The organism is Speluncibacter jeojiensis, assembly GCF_029589495.1.
Lineage (GTDB): Bacteria > Actinomycetota > Actinomycetes > Mycobacteriales > Mycobacteriaceae > Speluncibacter > Speluncibacter jeojiensis.
This window is the reverse complement of record NZ_JAAIVF010000002.1, coordinates 774,792-791,325: the sequence shown is the minus strand read 5'-3', so window position 1 is coordinate 791,325 and position 16,534 is coordinate 774,792. Positions and strand designations below refer to the sequence as shown.

At 69.2% G+C, this 16,534-nt stretch carries 16 protein-coding genes and 1 pseudogene; 9 read left to right on the top strand and 8 right to left on the bottom strand.

Translation table 11 applies throughout. The features are described 5' to 3' along the window. On the top strand, positions 1 to 1,332 hold a 1,332-nt coding region (locus G4X40_RS10835; protein ID WP_277832348.1), incomplete at its 5' end, for a LuxR C-terminal-related transcriptional regulator. Between the two features lie 171 nt (positions 1,333 to 1,503). Here the strand turns inward: G4X40_RS10835 and G4X40_RS10830 are convergent. The 5 genes from G4X40_RS10830 to G4X40_RS10810 all read right to left on the bottom strand — a co-directional run bounded on the left by G4X40_RS10830 (position 1,504) and on the right by G4X40_RS10810 (position 7,196). Then, positions 1,504 to 2,349 (bottom strand): thioesterase family protein, encoded by an 846-nt coding sequence (locus tag G4X40_RS10830; protein WP_277832347.1) that lies wholly within the window; start codon positions 2,347 to 2,349, stop codon positions 1,504 to 1,506. An 86-nt stretch (positions 2,350 to 2,435) separates the two neighbouring features. Next, positions 2,436 to 4,127: an acyl-CoA dehydrogenase family protein gene (locus G4X40_RS10825; protein ID WP_277832346.1), complete on the bottom strand. Its 1,692-nt coding sequence runs from the start codon at positions 4,125 to 4,127 to the stop codon at positions 2,436 to 2,438. Positions 4,128 to 4,168: 41 nt separating this feature from the next. Continuing rightward, the gene (locus G4X40_RS10820) at positions 4,169 to 5,671 is read right to left on the bottom strand and encodes a class I adenylate-forming enzyme family protein (RefSeq protein WP_277832345.1); all 1,503 of its coding nucleotides are present in this window, start codon (positions 5,669 to 5,671) and stop codon (positions 4,169 to 4,171) included. A 35-nt stretch (positions 5,672 to 5,706) separates the two neighbouring features. Then, complete coding sequence (locus G4X40_RS10815) at positions 5,707 to 6,354, bottom strand: TetR/AcrR family transcriptional regulator C-terminal domain-containing protein (RefSeq protein ID WP_277832344.1); 648 nt, start codon at positions 6,352 to 6,354, stop codon at positions 5,707 to 5,709. 77 nt (positions 6,355 to 6,431) lie between these two features. Further along, the gene (locus G4X40_RS10810; protein ID WP_277832343.1) at positions 6,432 to 7,196 is read right to left on the bottom strand and encodes a class I SAM-dependent methyltransferase; all 765 of its coding nucleotides are present in this window, start codon (positions 7,194 to 7,196) and stop codon (positions 6,432 to 6,434) included. Between the two features lie 201 nt (positions 7,197 to 7,397). Here G4X40_RS10810 and G4X40_RS10805 point away from each other — a divergent pair, with 201 nt between their 5' ends. Both G4X40_RS10805 and G4X40_RS10800 read left to right on the top strand, forming a co-directional pair. Further along, positions 7,398 to 8,378: a linear amide C-N hydrolase gene (locus G4X40_RS10805; protein ID WP_277832341.1), complete on the top strand. Its 981-nt coding sequence runs from the start codon at positions 7,398 to 7,400 to the stop codon at positions 8,376 to 8,378. A gap of 42 nt (positions 8,379 to 8,420) precedes the next feature. Beyond that, a complete protein-coding gene (locus G4X40_RS10800; RefSeq protein WP_277832340.1) occupies positions 8,421 to 8,807 on the top strand; it encodes a hypothetical protein in 387 nt (128 codons plus the stop codon). Positions 8,808 to 8,813: 6 nt separating this feature from the next. On the opposite strand, the gene G4X40_RS10795 is transcribed toward G4X40_RS10800, so the two are convergent. Beyond that, entirely contained in the window at positions 8,814 to 10,022 is a 1,209-nt protein-coding gene (locus G4X40_RS10795) for an MFS transporter (RefSeq protein WP_277832339.1), read from the bottom strand. Positions 10,023 to 10,097: 75 nt separating this feature from the next. Here G4X40_RS10795 and G4X40_RS10790 point away from each other — a divergent pair, with 75 nt between their 5' ends. Beyond that, the gene (locus G4X40_RS10790) at positions 10,098 to 10,571 is read left to right on the top strand and encodes a helix-turn-helix domain-containing protein (protein ID WP_277832338.1); all 474 of its coding nucleotides are present in this window, start codon (positions 10,098 to 10,100) and stop codon (positions 10,569 to 10,571) included. A gap of 9 nt (positions 10,572 to 10,580) precedes the next feature. Here the strand turns inward: G4X40_RS10790 and G4X40_RS10785 are convergent, their stop codons facing one another. Beyond that, entirely contained in the window at positions 10,581 to 10,961 is a 381-nt protein-coding gene (locus G4X40_RS10785; RefSeq protein ID WP_277832337.1) for a group I truncated hemoglobin, read from the bottom strand. A 220-nt stretch (positions 10,962 to 11,181) separates the two neighbouring features. Here G4X40_RS10785 and G4X40_RS10780 point away from each other — a divergent pair, with 220 nt between their 5' ends. The 4 genes from G4X40_RS10780 (at position 11,182) to G4X40_RS10765 (ending at position 14,488) form a co-directional block, all read left to right on the top strand. Beyond that, the gene (locus tag G4X40_RS10780; RefSeq protein ID WP_277832336.1) at positions 11,182 to 12,090 is read left to right on the top strand and encodes an SMP-30/gluconolactonase/LRE family protein; all 909 of its coding nucleotides are present in this window, start codon (positions 11,182 to 11,184) and stop codon (positions 12,088 to 12,090) included. 112 nt (positions 12,091 to 12,202) lie between these two features. Continuing rightward, the gene (locus G4X40_RS10775) at positions 12,203 to 13,138 is read left to right on the top strand and encodes an SGNH/GDSL hydrolase family protein (protein ID WP_277832335.1); all 936 of its coding nucleotides are present in this window, start codon (positions 12,203 to 12,205) and stop codon (positions 13,136 to 13,138) included. Positions 13,139 to 13,198: 60 nt separating this feature from the next. After that, positions 13,199 to 13,843: a MerR family transcriptional regulator gene (locus tag G4X40_RS10770; protein WP_277832334.1), complete on the top strand. Its 645-nt coding sequence runs from the start codon at positions 13,199 to 13,201 to the stop codon at positions 13,841 to 13,843. A 9-nt stretch (positions 13,844 to 13,852) separates the two neighbouring features. Beyond that, positions 13,853 to 14,488 carry an RES family NAD+ phosphorylase gene (locus G4X40_RS10765; RefSeq protein ID WP_277832333.1) on the top strand — a complete coding sequence of 212 codons (636 nt, stop codon included), beginning with the start codon at positions 13,853 to 13,855 and terminating at the stop codon, positions 14,486 to 14,488. A 6-nt stretch (positions 14,489 to 14,494) separates the two neighbouring features. On the opposite strand, the pseudogene G4X40_RS22960 reads toward G4X40_RS10765, so the two are convergent. Next, positions 14,495 to 15,020: pseudogene (locus G4X40_RS22960) on the bottom strand (DUF6226 family protein). A gap of 96 nt (positions 15,021 to 15,116) precedes the next feature. On the opposite strand from G4X40_RS22960, the gene G4X40_RS10760 reads away from it, so the two are divergent. After that, positions 15,117 to 16,511, top strand: coding sequence for an HNH endonuclease signature motif containing protein (locus G4X40_RS10760; RefSeq protein WP_277832332.1), 1,395 nt, complete (start codon positions 15,117 to 15,119; stop codon positions 16,509 to 16,511). The last annotated feature ends 23 nt before the right edge of the window (positions 16,512 to 16,534 follow it).

The following is a 16,534-nucleotide window of genomic DNA, read 5'->3' as shown; positions in this document are numbered from 1 at the left end:
TATCGGATGCTCGAGACGTTGCGTGAGTATGGGCGTGAACGCCTCCGTGGTGGTGGTGGCGAGTTGGGGGTGCGGCGGGCGCATCGGGATTGGTTTGAGCGGTTGGCGTTGCGGGCGCACACGGAGTGGATCGGTCCCGGGCAACTCGAATGGCTCGACCGGCTCGATCGTGAACAGGCCAATCTGCGTGAGGCCATGGAGTTTTCACTGTCCGAACCCGATGGTGCGGGCGCAGCACTACGCCTCGCCGCGAGTCTCTACGAGTTCTGGGTGGCCCGACAGCGGATCACCGAGGCCCGCTACTGGCTCGGCCGGGCGCTGGCGAAGCCGGGCGGTCATCCGATGGTGCGCGCCATGGCCCTGAGCGAGGACACCGTGCTGGCCGCGATGCAGATGAATGCCGAGGCCGGGCGGGGCATTCTCGAGGAAGCACGCGCCATTGCCGACGAGGTCGACGACGAGACGCTGCATGCGCTCGTCACCGCGGCTGGAGGGATTCTCGCGCTGTTCTCCGGCGACTTCGCCGGCGCGGTCACGCATTTGGGGCGGGTGTTGCCGGTGTTCGAGAAGTCCGGGGATGTGCTGCACCAGGTGTCCGCATTGTTGGCGCTCGGCGCCGCGAAGGGGCTGTTGCAGGAGCCGGAGAGTGCGGCCGACTGTCAGGAGCAGGCACGCAAGCTCACCGAGGAGCGGGGGGAGTCGGTCTATCGGTCGTACGCGCTCTCGCAACTCGGCTACACGGCGGTCGAGCGTGGCGACCTCGAACGCGGGCCGGTATTCGTCAAAGAAGGGCTGCGATTGGCGCGGATGATCGAGGATCGGCCGGTGGTGGGAACGTGCCTGGCCACCCTGGCACTCGTCGCCGCCGAGAACGAGCAGCCGGAACGCGCAGCGGTGCTGGTCGGTGCCGCCTCGGCGGTGGGGGAATCGGAGGGCGCGCAGGCGGCCGCGCTGATCGAGATGTTCGGCCACCACACGCAGGCGCAGCAATACGCGGCGAAGGCGTTGAGTTCGCGCGCCTACGAGGCGGCGCTGCGCCGCGGCCACGAGTTCGACATCGACGAGGCGGTCGCCTTCGCGCTCGAGGAGCGGGCCCCGGAGCGAGTGCCGCAGCAGGAGGCGCAGAAAGATGTGGCGCCGTCACCGCTGACCAAACGCGAACAGCAGGTTGCCGAACTGGTCGCCCAGGGCATGACCAACCGGGCCATCGCCGACAAACTCGTCCTCTCGCAGCGCACCGTCGAATGGCATGTCGAGCACGTGCTGAGCAAGCTGCAGTTCACGACTCGTGCGCAGATCGCCGCGTGGGTCGTCGAACGGGAGCGCGGATAGGCGCGATCTTCCCGGCACGGCCCCTGTATCCGGCACGCCCGTGCGGCGGCGCACGGCACTGGGGCTGGACGGTTGTGGGGCTGGACGGTTGTGGGGCTGGATTGTTGCGGGGCCGGATTGTTGCGGGGCCGGATTGTTGTGGCGCCGGCGTTGTGTGGGGTCAGGACACGGTCATCGCATGGCGTGCGGGGTGTGCGCCTCGTCGGTGAAGTCGATCTGGCGTTGCACGTTCGACAGCGCGGTGACCACGCAGGTGCCGAGCGATCCGTGTCGGTCGTACATGGTCGCGGTGCCGACCGAGATGCCGTCGGCGCTCACGTGGTTGTCGGCCTCGAGCCCCAGTTCCGGACCCTCGGGAACCCGGCACAGCGTAAGGGTCAGGTCGGCGTTGATGTAGCCGACGCCGCATGAGCCCCAGTTGGTGAGCAGGCTGGTCGCGTCACCGATCATGGCGGCGCGCGCGAACGGGGACGGCGCCTCGCCTTCGACGACGCCGAGTTGGTGCGTCCACATGCGCTTGCGGCTGGCTCCCTGGTGGCCGGCGAGTGAGTTGGACCAGCCGTCCGGGTGTCCGTCGCTGCCGAACCAGGGTGCGGTCGGGTGGTCCGACGGCGGCGCCAGGTCGACGGACGGGGGCACGGGGTGTTCTTCCCGCGTCCACATCTCGCCGGGCGGCGGCGCCGAGCGGTGAAGGAAGACGGCCGACGCACGGGCCACCGTCTCGCCGTTCTGGATCGCCTCCGCATCGACGACGCGAATACGGTTGCCGTCGCGCACCGTGGTGGTCGAGGTGGTCAGCGGAGAGGTGCGCGCCGGTCGGAACATGTCGACCGTCAGCCGGGTCGGAATGAAATTCTCCCCGCCGCCCGCGGCTTCGAGTGCCCGGGCGAGCAGACCGCACACAGAGGCACCGTGGATCATGTCGGGTGACCAGTTGCTCGTGGCGGGCCGCAGCGGCGTGAACACGTCGCCGGCACGGCTGAAGAACGCGGTGGGCACCGCTCCAGTGGTGGACACGGTCGGACTCCTGACGCTCGGTGTGCAGCAAACTGTAATTCGTTCTACCACGGCGAGAAGAACCGTTCCACCACGGCGAGAAGAACTCAGTGCCGCAGCAGGATCGCGCGCGTATCCACCCCGGCGGGCAGCGTGCCGTACTCGTGCCCGCGGCTCTCGCCGATCCGGGCCGCGATGAAGGCGTCGGACGTGGCGGCGGGGGAGAAGCGCACCAGAAGCGACGCCTGCAGCGCCAGCGCCATCGACTCGACGACCGTGCGGGCCCGCAACTGCGCCTGCTCGGGCGCGACCCCGGTGAGCTCCCCGAGTTGGATGCGCACCCGGTCGAGATGGGCATCGAGCGTCGCGTTCGCGCCCCGAGCGAGACTCACCTCGGCGTCGAACGCGGCAACCGACTCCGGCTCCCGGGTCATCGCACGCAGCACGTCCAGTGCGATCACGTTGCCCGAGCCCTCCCAGACGGCCATCACCGGCTGCTCCCGGTACCGGCGCGCCAGCGGGAAGTCCTCGACATAGCCGTTGCCGCCGAGGCATTCGAGCGACTCGTAGGCGTGGTGCGGCCCGCGCTTGCAGATCCAGTACTTGGCCACAGCGGTCGCGAGCCGCCGGAACGCGCGCTCCTGATCGCCGGCGTCCTCATCGTGTGCCCGGGCCAGCCGGATCGCGGTGACCGTGGCGGCCTCCGACTCGAGCGCGAGGTCGGCGAGCACCGCGGCCATCGCGGGCTGATCGGCCAGCGTCCGGCCGAACGCGGCCCGGTGCCGGGCGTGCCAGAGTGCCTCGGCCACCGACTGGCGCATGCCTGCGGTCGACCCGAGGATGCAGTCGAGCCGCGTCCGGGCGACCATCTCGATGATCGTGCGCACGCCGCGGCCGGGCTCGCCGACCATCACGCCGACGGTGCCGTCGAGTTCGATCTCCGAGGAGGCGTTGGACTTGTTGCCCAGCTTGTCCTTCAGTCGCTGGATACGGAACACGTTGCGGGTGCCGTCGGGAAGGATGCGCGGCAGCAGGAAGCATGACAATCCCTCGCCCGCAGCGCCCTTCGCCTGGGCGAGCACCAGGAAGGCGTCGGACATCGGCGCGGAGCAGAACCACTTGTGCCCGGTGAGCAGGTACTCGGCGCCGGGGCCGCCCGCACCCGCGGGCACCGCGACCGTCGTGTTCGCGCGGACGTCCGAGCCGCCCTGCTTCTCGGTCATCGACATGCCGAAGATCGCCGACTGCTTTGCGGGAGCGTCCAATCGGGGCTCGTAGGACCGTGACAGCGCCCGCGGCACCCACTGGGCGGCGACATCTGGCTGCAGCTGCAGCGACGGGATCACGGCGTGCGTCATCGACACCGGGCACGCGTGGCCCGGCTCGATCTGAGAGAACATCATGAACGCCGCAGCGCGAACGACATTCGCACCCGGACGCGGGTCCGCCCACGAGCGGGTGTGCGCACCGTGCGCGACCGCGGCCGAGATGATCCGGTGATAGGCCGGGTGGTACTCGACCTCGTCGATGCGGTGGCCCCAGCGGTCGAAGGTGTGCAGCTGCGGGGTGATCGTGTTGGCGAGCTCCGCATCGTGTTGGAACGACTCGGTGCCGACGTACTCGCCGATCTCGGTCAACTCGGTTGCAGCCCAACCTCCGTCGTGGCGGTCGACCGCCTCGGTGAGCACCGCGTTCAGCGTGTACTCGTTGACGTCGACCCGTGCGGTGGCCTGGTTGAGGACCTCGTGGGTCACGTGCGGGGCGGGATGGGTGACGTCGCGGTGCGGGGTGACGGTCATGGTGTTCCTCATTCGGTGTGGCGGAGTGGGAGGGGCCGATATCAGGCGGTGCGGAGCAGGTGCTTCTGCGCCTTGCCGCTGGGGGTACGCGGGATGGCCGCGGCGAAGACATACCCGCGCGGGACCTTGTACCGGGCCAGTCGGTCGGTGAGGAAGGCGCGCAACGTATCCCCGTTCACGGCGGCGCCCTCGCGGATCACGACGTGCGCGACGACGGTCTGACCCCATTCCGGGTGCGGCCGGCCGATCACGGCGACGTCGAGGACGTCGGGGTGAGCGGTGATCGCGTCCTCGACCTCCTTCGAGTAGACGTTCTCACCGCCGGTGATGATGACGTCCTTGGCGCGGTCGACGATGAACAGGTAGCCGTCCTCGTCGACGCGGGCGATGTCGCCCGTGCGGTACCAATTGCCTTGGGCGAACGCCTCCGCGGTGGCCCCGGGGGCGTCGAGATAGCCGAGCATCACGGTCTCGGTACGTAGCCAGATCTCGCCGACCTCACCGTCGGCGGCATCGGCGCCGTCCGGTCGGACCACGCGCATGTCCACCCCGGGTAGCGCCTCTCGCCCGATCGAACCGGCCTTGGACACCTGCTCTTCGGGGTAGAGCACACTGCCGAGTGGTCCGGTCTCGGTCATCCCGTAGACCTGGAAGAAGCGGTCGGTGCGGTAGCTGTCGACGAGCCGGCGTGCCACGTCTGCCCCGATCGGACCGCCCCCGTAGATCCATCCCCGCACGGCACTCAGGTCGTAGCTGTCGAAGTCGGGGACCGCGTTCATCGCGGTCGTGTAGATCACCGGCGGGCCGAAGCACAGGGTGATCCGCTCCTGCGCAGCCGTTTCCAGGAACTTCTGCGGATGGTACTCGCGGAGCAGGACGACGGTGCCGCCCATGTAGGTCGTGCTCATCAGCCAGTTGTTCAGCGGCGAGGCATGCCAGATCGGCACCGCCATCAGCAACCGCTCCTCGCGGGTGATCGACAGGCCCAGCGCGGCGACCATCGCCGTCAGCGTCACCCCGCGATGGCTGTGCACGCAGCCCTTCGGCGCACCGGTGGTCCCGGAGGTGTAGAGGATCTCGGCCGGATCGGATTCGGCCGGCGCGGTGCCGTCGATGCCCTCCGCGGCGGCGACCAGGTCGTCGAAGTGTGCGAGCCCGTCGTGGCGACTGTCGGTGGTGGCCAACCGGAGCGACGTTCGCAGCCCGTCGAGCACCGGACCGAGCGCGCCGTCGGCGATGCAGACCGACGCCCGGCAGTGGCCCAGGATCCGGTCGACCTCCGGCGCCTGCAGCTTGTGGTTGACCGGCACGACGGTCGCGCCGAGACGCCAGGCCCCGAACATGGCGTAGACGAATCCGGTCGTGTTGAAACACATCAGCGCGACGCGGTCACCGGACCGGACCCCGAGGTCGCGCAGTGCCGCAGCAGCACGCCGAGTGTGCTCGAAAGCGTCTGCGTACGTGACGGATTCCCCGTCCTGACGCAGGAAGTCCTTGGCGGGGGTCTTACGGACGTTGCTGTCGAAGGCGCCGAGCATGTCCATCGTGGTTCTCCAATGTGCGAGAAGTTCGCGGTCGATCAGTTCAGGGCGCTGTCCAGCACCGATTCGGGGATCTGCAGGTGGGTGAACACCACCGTCACCGCATCCTCGAGCGAGTAGCCGAAGCGGTCCTCGGTGGCAGCCTTCTGGATGGCCAGTCCGAAGATCGCGGACCAGAAGGCGCGGGCCTCCACGTCGACGCCGGCGCGCAGCACCCAGCCCCTGCTCTCCAGGGTTCGGATCAGGGCCTGCTCGCCCGCGGCGTGCAGCGTGGTGAGGGCCTCGGTGATCAATTCGTCCAGCCCGGGCCGGCGACTGGCGAGCAGCATCGCCGCCACGAACAGTCGCACGCTCGGCGCGTCGGGTCCGAGCAGCGTCGACACCAGCGTGCGCGTGTACCCGCGGACGGTGTCGGCGCCCAGCGCGGACTCTTCCGCATGCCGACCGGCCCGCAGCACCGCCGCGCACGCGACCTCGACGAACAGGCGTTCCTTCGAGCCGAAGTAGTAGGTGACCTGGTTGGGGTGCGCGCCGGCTCGCGAGCAGATCTCCGACAGCGGCACCGACTCCCCGTGTTCGAGGAACAGGTCGGTCGCGGCCCGCAGCAGTGCGGACCGGGTCTGCCGCCCCGACGATCGCGACGCGCGACCGGACGGGACGGCTCCGCGGGATCGGGGGGTGGTCACAACGCCTCCATTGTTGTTTGTACGACAAACAATAACAGCCCGCGATGAGCCTCGCCAGGGGAAGTGCAACTGGATCGTCAGGCGGATTCGTCGGCGGTGCGGGCATACACGGTGAGCATGTTGAACGTCACCTCGCTGCCGACCTGTTCGCAGCCGAGCCGCTCGAGCAGTCCCTGCAGCTCGTCGGGGGTGAACATCCGGGCGCCGCCGAACCGCGACGTCGCGTCGACCAACGGACCGGTCAGCGCCGCCAGACGGCCGACCGGCCGGCACGGCACCATGACCAGCAGCCAGCCGCCGGGGACCACGATCCGGACCATTTCCGCGAGTGCCTCGACCGGCTCGGGGACCAGCATCACGACCGCCGTCGCGCAGGCTGCCTCGGCGCAGTGGTCACGCAGCGGGATCCCGGTCGCGTCGGCGCGCAGCAGCCCCATGTTCGGGCGGGCCTGCCGGGCCGCGAGCTCCAGCATGGGCCCGGACAGGTCCACCCCGACCGCCAGCCCGTCGTCGCCGACCGCCTCGGCCAGCCGGACGGTGACGTTGCCCGGGCCGCACCCGACATCGACGACGGTCTGCCCCGGCCGCAGCCGCAACTGATCGGCGACCCTGCGGTATCCGGGTACGAACGACGCGGCCATCACCCGCTGTATTCGCTGCCAGGCGGCCGAACCGAAGCGGTTCTGCCACGCGGCCTGGGCGCGACCGGGCGGCGGTACGACCTCGCCGGGCATGGTGTCCAGATAGCCCGCCGTCGACGGGACCGCGGTCGTCTCGGGTCGGAGCAACTGCTCGAGGCGCGCCGTGGCCGCATGCCGACGGGGCATCGACGACTTGTCCATCGAATCCTCCCCGTGGGAACCCGTCCCAATTGTGCGCCGGAAGCGGCACAGAGGGAACCACTGCGGGAACCGCACAGGGGGCAAGCGGGGGAGCCACTGCCGTGGCCGCTGATCGCCGCCGATTCGCCGACCCCGAGGGCGGTGAGCACCGATACTGAAGGCCGACCGAGAAGCACCGACCGAGCGAAGGAGCCGCCGACGATGTGTACCCGACTGGTCTACCTGGGTCCGCAGGACACCGTGCTGACCGCGCGGTCGATGGACTGGAAGGTCGACGTCGGCACCAACCTGTGGATCTTTCCGCGGGGGATGGAGCGCGCCGGGCAGGCCGGACCGCGTTCGGTCGAGTGGACCTCGCGGTACGGCAGCGTCGTCGCCTCGGCGTACGACATGTGCACCACCGACGGGATGAACGAGGCCGGACTCTCGGCAAACCTCTTGTGGCTGGCCGAATCCGACTACCCACAGTACGACGGGTCCGGACCCGGACTGTCCATCTCGATCTGGGCGCAGTACGTGCTCGACCGCTTCGCCACCGTCGCGGAGGCCATCGCCGCGCTCGGCGACGAACCGTTCGCGGTGGTCACCGGCGGGGTGCCCGGCGAGGATCGCCTCGCCACGCTGCACATGTCGCTGTCCGACGCCACGGGCGACAGCGCGATCATCGAGTACATCGACGGCCGGCAGGTCATCCACCACAGCCGGGACCACCAGGTGATGACCAATTCGCCGGTGTTCGACCAGCAACTCGCCGTCCGCGCGTACTGGGAGCAGATCAGCGGCGTCGTCATGCTGCCCGGGACCAACCGCGCCGCCGACCGGTTCGTCCGCGCCTCCTTCTACGTCGACGCGGTGCCGCAGACGGACGACCCCGAGGTGGCCCTGGCGTCGGTGTCCAGCGTGATCCGCAATGCCTCGGTGCCGTACGGGATCTCGACGCCGGACGAGCCCAACATCTCCTCGACGCGGTGGCGCACGATCGCCGATCACAAGCGGCTGCTCTACTTCTTCGAGTCCGCGCTGTCGCCGTCGTCGTTCTGGGTGGACCTCAAGGCGGTGGACTTCGCCGAGGGGGCGCGGGTGCGTCGACTCGAACTCGGTCCTGACCAACGGAATTCATACGCGCGCAACGTAACCGATGACTTCGCCGATGCCGATCCGTTCGCCTTCCTGGGCGTCTGAGGGGATTCGGACCCCGTCGGCGCGACGCGTAGCGTGGGGCGCATGGCTTTTCTTCGTACAGGTGCGGTGCTCGCCGCCGCGGGTCTCGCGGCGGTGGGCGTGTCGGCGTGCGACTCCGATTCGTCGGCGCGCTGCCTGACGGTCCCGGATGCGGCGGTCGAGCAGATCGAGCGCGGGGCGCCCGGCGGAACGCTCGACGTGACGAAGTCGGCCGCCGTTCGCAACGACGTCGCCGGTACGGTCCTGGTGGAGTTGCGGGTGCAGGGTTCCGGTGGCGAGCGGACCGGTGCGTGGTCGCTGTCGAATCTCGAGGCGCCCGGACCGGTGTTCTCGGTCGACGAGGTGGCCGCCGGACTCACCCACTGGCCGATGCTGCCCTATGCGACCGGTGCCGAGTTGCACGCCGACCTCGACAAATGCCTGGGGTGAGCGCCTTCATCCGTCGTGTCCGGCGCGGAGGCTGCACACGGCGTTGACCGCGAGCAGCACCAGGAACGTCACCAGCGGTGCGGTCCAGCCGCCGGTGCGGTCGTGGATCCACGAGGCCAGCAGCGGCCCGACCGCGGCGATGAGATAGCCGACGGTCTGCGCCATCGTCGACAGCGCGGTCACGTGATGGTGGTCGCTGCCCCGGCGGGTGAACAGCACGCCCGACAGTCCCTGCCCGGAGCCGAGTCCGATGCCGAGCAGCACCGCCCACACCGGCGGGGCCGCGGCGGGTGCACACAGCAGGCCGACGACACCGGCCGCGCCGAGGATGATCGTCCCGATGATGTGCGGCCGCTGGTCCTCGCGCATGCCGGCCAGCAACGGCACCACCAGTCCGCCGATCGACACGCCGACGATGAACAGCGCCTGCATGCCACCCGCGGACGACTTCGCGAGCCCGGCGGCGACCAGGATCGACGGCAGCCAGGCCAGCACGGTGTAGAACAGCAGCGTCTGCAGGCCGAAGAAGATGGTCAGGCTCCAGGCCAGCGGCGTCCGGTGCACGCGGTGCTTCGGCGCCGGAGCCTGTGTGGTCGTGGGATCCGTTGCGGCCGAGCAGTTCAGCTGCGGAACGAGGCCCGCGACCGCCAGCAGTGCCGGTACGATGGCGATGCCGATCGCCGTCGGCCAGGACTGGCCCGCGGCGCGCCAGACCGGCACGATCAGCGCGGCCACGATCGCCGACCCGGCGCCCATCGACAGCGCGTAGACGCCCATCATCACGCCGATCCTGTTGGGCGCGAACCGGGTCCGGACGAAGACGGGGATGAGCACGTTGACGACGGCGATCGCCGCCGCGACGACGACGGTGCCCACGAACAGGCCGGGCATGCCGAGCATGCGCACCACCGCGCCCGCCAACACGACCACGCTCGCGGCGAACAGTGCGCGTTCGTCGCCGAACCGGCGTCGGGCCGGCACCGCGAGCGGTGCGAACAGTCCCATGCACAGTGGCGGGATCACACCGAGGACGGTCACCGTGCGGTTGCTGAAGCCGGCCACCGGAGCGAGCGGGCCGATCTGGCCGAACGCGACGCGGGTGTTGAGGCTGAGCAGGACGAAGCCGACTACCAGCAGGATCGCCGCGGTGCCGCCTGACGCAGGAGGGCGGGCGGGTGCCGGCCGGGCGGGTGCTGGTGCGGATGCTGTCGACATGGCGGGCCTTTCTACGGGGGCGTAGAAAGGATTCACGCTCAAGTCCACTTGAGTGCAACTCGTCAGGAGGTGATCATGCCCGAACTGCACCCGATCGACGAGGTCGCACAGGCCTTCCGGATCTCGGTGCCGGCGTTGCGCTACTACGAGGAGCAGGACCTGGTGCGCTCGTCGGAGCGGCGCGCGCGGGTGCGCCAGTACGACCGGGACGCGCTGCGCCGGCTGGCCTACGTGCAACTGTGGCACGACGACGGGATGCTCTCGCTGGCCGACAGCCGGGCCATCGTCGACTCCGGGACGGCCGAGGACCGCCGACGGCTCATCGAGGAGCAGCGCGACGCGATCAACGCCCGGATCCGCAGCCTGTCCCGCGCGGTGGCGGTGCTCGAGCACATGCTCGGCTGCACCACCGACCGCGCGCTCGAATGCCCGGTGACCGGCGGATACATCGAGGCTCGGGTCGATGCGGCGCTATCCGGGCAGGACTTCGCCGACGACTTCCTGCCCGGCGGGTCCGGGCCGATGACCCGACGTCCGCGGGTTCGCTGATCACCGCAGTCAGGTCGTCACGATGTCTGCCGCCAGCGGTTCCAGTGTCGCGACGACGGCCGTGACGGTGTCCGGGACGACGCCGGCGGCGTCGAGCGCGTCGGCCAGGTGCCCGACCGCGCGATCGAACTGGCGACGGCCGATGTGCCGGCCGCGATGGGCGTCGGCCATGGACAGCCCCGTGTACCCCTGCGGCCCGCCCAACGCCGCGGTGAAGAAGGCCACCTGGCTGCGCTTGAGCCGGTCCAGGTCTGTCCGGCGGAAGTATCCGGCCAGCCGGGCGTCGGCGAGTACCCGCTTGTAGAAGTCGTCAACGACGCAGGTCAGCGCCTCGGCTCCACCGATCTCTTCGTAGATGCTCTGCATCATCGCCTCCCGTGGTGTGGTCATTTCAGTGATGGTCGAACCGCCACCAGCACACCGCCGTCAGGTTTCGGGGAGGTGAGCGGCAGATCAGGATCGCCGAACATGTCATGCGCGGTCCCGAGCAGGCAAGGCGGGTAGGTTGACGGATCGTCGGATCGGCAAACCGGGAGGCCTGATGGTCGGCGCTGGACGTCACAATGGTGTTCGCGGGCTGCGTCGCGCAGCCGTGAACGGAGTCTTCGTCGTGGTCACGGCCGCGACGGGAGTCGTCATGGCGGCGGCGCCGGCGTCGGCTGCGCCCGCGGGCGGGTGTACGCCCGCCACGGCGACCACGGCGATCCCCTTCACCACGCCGGTGCTCGACTGGTCGGAGAACGTCGGCTACGACGCGGGCGGCAACCTGTGGGTGACGCGCGAGCTGCGCGACGAGGTCCAGCGGTACGACAGCGCCGGGCGGGTGACCGCGACGGTGCCGGTGACCTCGCCGGGCGCGGTGCGGCTCGGCCCCGACGGACTGATGTACGTCGCGTCGGGCGACACGCCGACCAATCTGCTGCCGGGCTCGCGCCGCGGCTCGGTGGTGCGTTTCGACCCGAACAGCCCCGCGCCACGACCGCAGCCGTTCGTCACGGGCCTGGGCATGCCCAACGGCATGGCCTTCGACGACGCCGGGAACCTCTACGTCGCCGACAGCGCCTCCGGGGTGGTCCGCGTGCGACCCGACGGGACGGTCGACGCGGCGTGGACGGCACAGTCGCCGAAGAACTTCGACTTCGGTGCGGGCGTGGACGGCTACAGCATGAACGGCATTGTCGTGCAAGGGGAAGCGCTGTACGTGACCGTCTCGGAGAGCGTGACCGGTCGGGTGCTGCGGATCCCGATCGACGCGCCGTCCCGCGCCACGGTCGTCGCGAATCTCACGCTCGGGCCGCTGCGGGTGCCCGCGCTGCCCGACGACCTGGCCGCCGCTCCGGGCGGTGCGCTCTACATCGCGACGACGACCGGGCAGTTGATGCGACTCGATCCGCGCACCGGCGCTACCTGCGCGGTGCTCAGCGGAGAACCGATGACCTCGGTGGCGTTCGTGCCGGGCGCGCCAGACCAGCTGATGGTCGGCACCGAGAGCGGCGACGTGCTGCGGGTGCTCATCTGACCGGCGATCTCGGCGTGGCGACGGCCGGGTAACGATCTGATGCAGTTCGGCCCACGGGATCGGTCGTGGCCGTTAGCCTTCCGTCCGACCTCACATGGACGGGAGTCTGCACATGCGCGTGAAGATGTTGCCGTTGATCGCCACCGCCGCCATTGCGATCGGGTTGGTCGCCGCACCGGCCGCGACCGCCGACCCCGCTCCGGGGACCACGTACTACCTGTCGCTCGGTGACTCGCTGGCCGCGGGCTACCAGCCGGCGCCGCCGCCGGGAGGCGACACCGACCGCGGGTATGCCAACGTCATCTACAACACGCTCAAGGCGAAGGAGCCCGGACTGCAGCTGGAGAAACTCGGCTGCGACGGCGAGACGACGACGTCGATGATCAAGGGCAACACCTGCCCCTACCCCAGTGCCACCTCGCAGCTCGACGCAGCCAAGAAGTTCCTGGCAGCACACAAGGGTCAGGTCAAGTACGTCACGATCAACATCGGTGCGAACGACATCTACCACTGCATCAACGGCTCGGGGACCGGCTCGCTCGGGTCCTCCGGCGTGCCCGACGTCGGTTGCATCACCAGCGAGCTCGCGACCATCAACACCAACCTGAACTCGATCGACAAGCAGGTGCGCGCCGCCGGCGGCGAGACGCCGCGGTATGTCGGGATGAACTACTACAACCCGGCCCTCGCCGGTTGGATCAAGGGCGGGTTGAGCAGGGTGGAGGCCGACGCCACCGCGGTCTTGAACAACCTGCTCAGCGCGACCATCGTGCAGGCGAACATCGCCAACGGATTCCGGACCGCCGACGTGCTGTCGGCCTTCTCCAACAACGACTTCGGCAACTTCGAGAACGTCCCGCCGTACGGGTCACTGCCGCGCAACGTCGCCCGGATCTGCCAGTGGACGTGGATGTGCTCGATGAACAACATCCACGCCAACGACCAGGGCTACCAGGTCATCGCGGACACCTTCCTGCCGTTGCTGACCAGTTCCGGCACCGGTAGTTCGATGAGCTCGACCGGGTCGGCGGGCTCCAGCGGGTCATAACGAGGCCGAGCCGGCTCCTATCGATGGCTTACACTCGATAGTGATCGATAGGAGCTGGCCATGGCCACGAGTGGGAAGTACGTGCCGGGGAGCGTCGAGTCACGGTTCGTCGCCGGCAAGCTCGACTTCGAGACGGCCCTCGGCGAGATCGTCGGAGACCGGATCGGCCGCGACGACCTGGCCCAGATCTTGCACGTGATCGCCGAGCGTGCCGCTCTGTCGCCCGTGGCGGCTCCGCTGTCCGGACACGACGCGCAGATCCTCGCGGATGCCGGTTTCGTCGGGGACCGTGTCGCGAGTTCGTCGGCGGCCGTCAGCCGGGACCTGCAGATGCGCGAGCTGATGCGCACGGCACTTTCGGTCTCCGAGGCGGCCGAGCGGCTCGGTGTGACGCCCGGAAGGGTCCGGCAGCGGATCACCGCCCACACGTTGTGGGCGTTCCGGTCCGGCCGCAATCAGCTGCTGCCGGCAGTGCAGTTCACCGAGGAGGGCACGGTGCCCCACCTCGAGCGGATCGCCCCGTTGCTGCCCCGCGACCTGCATCCGCTCGCGCTGCAATCCCTGCTGACGCTGCCGCGAGCGGAGTTGCCTGTGGACGGGGAACCTACGTCGATCGTCGGTTGGCTGGCGGCCGGCGCAGGCGCACCCGAGGACATCGCGGCGGTCGAAGCGGTGATCGCCGCGGCGCTGTGGGAATCGGCGTAAGTGGAGCAGATGATTCCGGCGCCGCCCGGCGTCGAGGCGCTGCGTGCCGCGGGTCTGCTTCCCGGCGAAGTGATCGACGTCGGTGCCGAGCAGCGAATCTGGCGCGTGCACCGGACCGACGGGGTCCACGTGCTGCCGTGGAATGCGTTGCGCACCTTCGGCCCGATCCTGCGATTCGATCATCACCCGCCGCCACGCGGGGAACACGCCGATCACGGGATCTGGTACGGATCCGACAGTCCGCGTGGGGCACTCGCCGAGGCGTTCCAGTCGACCCGGGTGATCGATTGTCGCCGTGGCGAGCCATTCCTGACGGCACTGCGATTCACGCGTGTGCTGCGCCTGCTCGACGTCTCCGGCATCGGGGGAGCGGCGTGGTCCACCCGAGTCGGGGGAAACCATGCGATCGAATCTGTCGCGCAATGTCTCTCGCGACAGTGGGCCCGTCAGATCCGACAGGCGTACGGAGAGATCGACGGTGTCGCGTATCGGGGTCGCTACGCGGGAAGGATGAGTATCGCGCTGTTCGAACGGGGTGCGGATGGGTTCCCTGACCGACCCGAACTGTCGCTGCCGCTGAGGCATTCGGAGCTGGCGTGCCCGCTGGAGACGGCCGCGCACGAGTTGGGGTACACGGTCGTGTGAAGGTGCTCAGGTCCAGTGCTGCCAGCCGTCTGCTGGTGGCTGGAGGGGGCGGGACCGGAGTTCGCGTGCCACGTCACCTGCCAGTGCCTCGCGACTCGAGCCCATCCGTGTTGCTGTCGTCCACGTGGTGCTCCGCCACGACCTGAGGCGACCGCTGATCCGCTCTGCGAGTCCACCTTCGGTCACCGCCAGAACTGCGTCACGTAGATCGTCGATCAGGTCCTCGGGGTCCTCATCGCAGGCATCACAGCCACACGCGGGGAAGCCCTTGAACGCCCACGCGCCGGCGCGAAGGAAGATGCCGGGGAAGTCGGAGAAGCCAAAGATGATGGGTGCGGCGTCGAGTGCCTGGGGAAGGACTCGGACGTAGTGGCAGCCTGGGAAAGTACTCAGCACCGCCCGGCCCTCGCTCGACGCTGCATGCGAATCGCTCGACCAGGCCCGGCACGAGTTCTTCTGCCGCAGAGTGGAGTACGACATACCGTTGCGGATTGGTGACGCGGCCGTACGCATCGTCGGGCGGATCTTCCATCACGTAATTCTGGCGCAGCCGGTGGCAATCGGGTGGGTGGCAAACAACGTCCCCAACTCGCACACACTCGAACACGTGTTCGTGTATGGTGTGGTCATGGGGATCGGGGAGATCAGGGGTGACGAGCAGACCGCCGCGCTGCTCGATGCCGAGTTGTGGCAGTTGAGTGATGCTCAGTTGATCGCTGGTGTCCCCGCGGTGACCGCTCAGATCCACCGGTTGCAGGCGTTGCGGGTGGGCTTGGTCGGGGAGATGACGGACCGCGGTGTGGTGCCGGATCGGGTGCATCCGTCGCTGAAGAATTGGCTGGCCGCGCATCCGGTCGGGTTGTTGTCCGAGGGTGAGGCGGCTCGGATCGTGGACCTCGCGAGGGTGTTGCGCGCGCAGCCGGAGGTGGCCGCCGCCTATGAGTCCGGCGCGTTGCGCGGCGAGTTGGCGTTGGCGATCGCCGCGTTCTGCGAAGACCCGCCGCCGCGCATGCCGCAAGAGCGTGTGCCGGAGTATCGGAAGGTGTTGATCGAGCACACCTCTCATGGTGGTCTGGGGATCCAGGGTCTGCGGCGGGCGTTGACGAAGTTGCGTGATGACTATGGGCAGATCCCGCCGGCGGAGGACACCGACCGTAACGAGTTCTACGCCTCGCAAACGTTGAACGGGCGGGTTGTCATCAAGGGCGACATCGACTCCGAAACCGGGGAAATGCTGCTGACCGCCCTGTCGAAACTGTCCGCACCCGTGCCGGGTCCGGGTGGGGAACCCGACCCGAGGCCGGCGGCACTGCGGCGGGCGGACGCGTTCACCGAAATGCTGCGTCGCTTCCACGACTGCGGTGCCGGTCCGGTCGAGGGCGGCGAGAAGCCGCACCTGACGGTGCTGGTGAACATCCACGACCTGCACCACTGCGACGGCGACGGCGATGGCGACGGGGAGGGTGGCTGCGAGTGCGGTTGCGGCGGCGGCGAAGCCGGCCAGGGCGGCAAGGGTGAAGCCGCCGGCCACAGTAGCGGCAGCGGAGGCAGTCGCAGCGGCCACGGGCCTGGGTCGGGATCCGGGTCCGCCGGCGGCCTCGGTCCGCAGATGATGTGGACCGGCCCGCTCTCCCGCGCGTCGACGCGCCGGTTGGCGTGTGACTGCATCATCACCCCCATCATCATCAACGACGACGGCGTCCCATTGAAACTCGGCCGCAAAGACCGGTTGGTTCCCGCCTCGTTACGCCGCGCCTTGATCGTCCGTGACCGGTGTTGCGCGTTCCCCGGCTGCGGTAGGCCCGCCGCCTGGACAGACGCCCACCACATCGTCCACTGGGCCGACGGGGGTGAGACCGACCTGTCGAACACCGTCCTGCTCTGCCGCTACCACCACCGACTGATCCACCACAGCGAGTGGGAAGTATTCATCGGACCCGACCTTTGCCCGTGGTTCCGGCCGCCACGCTCCCGCGACCCCGACCGAAAACCCCTCCCCGCCCACGGCCGCACCGCCGCCTGAGCGGGAACGAGCAACAACCGCAT

Bases quoted from the DNA above. Each gene is read 5' to 3' on its own strand.
- G4X40_RS10825 (WP_277832346.1), bottom strand. From the start codon at position 4,127: ATGACCGTCACCCCGCACCGCGACGTCACCCATCCCGCCCCGCACGTG.
- G4X40_RS10820 (WP_277832345.1), bottom strand. From the start codon at position 5,671: ATGGACATGCTCGGCGCCTTCGACAGCAACGTCCGTAAGACCCCCGCC.
- G4X40_RS10810 (WP_277832343.1), bottom strand. From the start codon at position 7,196: ATGGACAAGTCGTCGATGCCCCGTCGGCATGCGGCCACGGCGCGCCTC.
- G4X40_RS10805 (WP_277832341.1), top strand. From the start codon at position 7,398: ATGTGTACCCGACTGGTCTACCTGGGTCCGCAGGACACCGTGCTGACC.
- G4X40_RS10800 (WP_277832340.1), top strand. From the start codon at position 8,421: ATGGCTTTTCTTCGTACAGGTGCGGTGCTCGCCGCCGCGGGTCTCGCG.
- G4X40_RS10795 (WP_277832339.1), bottom strand. From the start codon at position 10,022: ATGTCGACAGCATCCGCACCAGCACCCGCCCGGCCGGCACCCGCCCGC.
- G4X40_RS10790 (WP_277832338.1), top strand. From the start codon at position 10,098: ATGCCCGAACTGCACCCGATCGACGAGGTCGCACAGGCCTTCCGGATC.
- G4X40_RS10785 (WP_277832337.1), bottom strand. From the start codon at position 10,961: ATGACCACACCACGGGAGGCGATGATGCAGAGCATCTACGAAGAGATC.
- G4X40_RS10775 (WP_277832335.1), top strand. From the start codon at position 12,203: ATGCGCGTGAAGATGTTGCCGTTGATCGCCACCGCCGCCATTGCGATC.
- G4X40_RS10770 (WP_277832334.1), top strand. From the start codon at position 13,199: ATGGCCACGAGTGGGAAGTACGTGCCGGGGAGCGTCGAGTCACGGTTC.
- G4X40_RS10765 (WP_277832333.1), top strand. From the start codon at position 13,853: ATGATTCCGGCGCCGCCCGGCGTCGAGGCGCTGCGTGCCGCGGGTCTG.
- G4X40_RS10760 (WP_277832332.1), top strand. From the start codon at position 15,117: ATGGGGATCGGGGAGATCAGGGGTGACGAGCAGACCGCCGCGCTGCTC.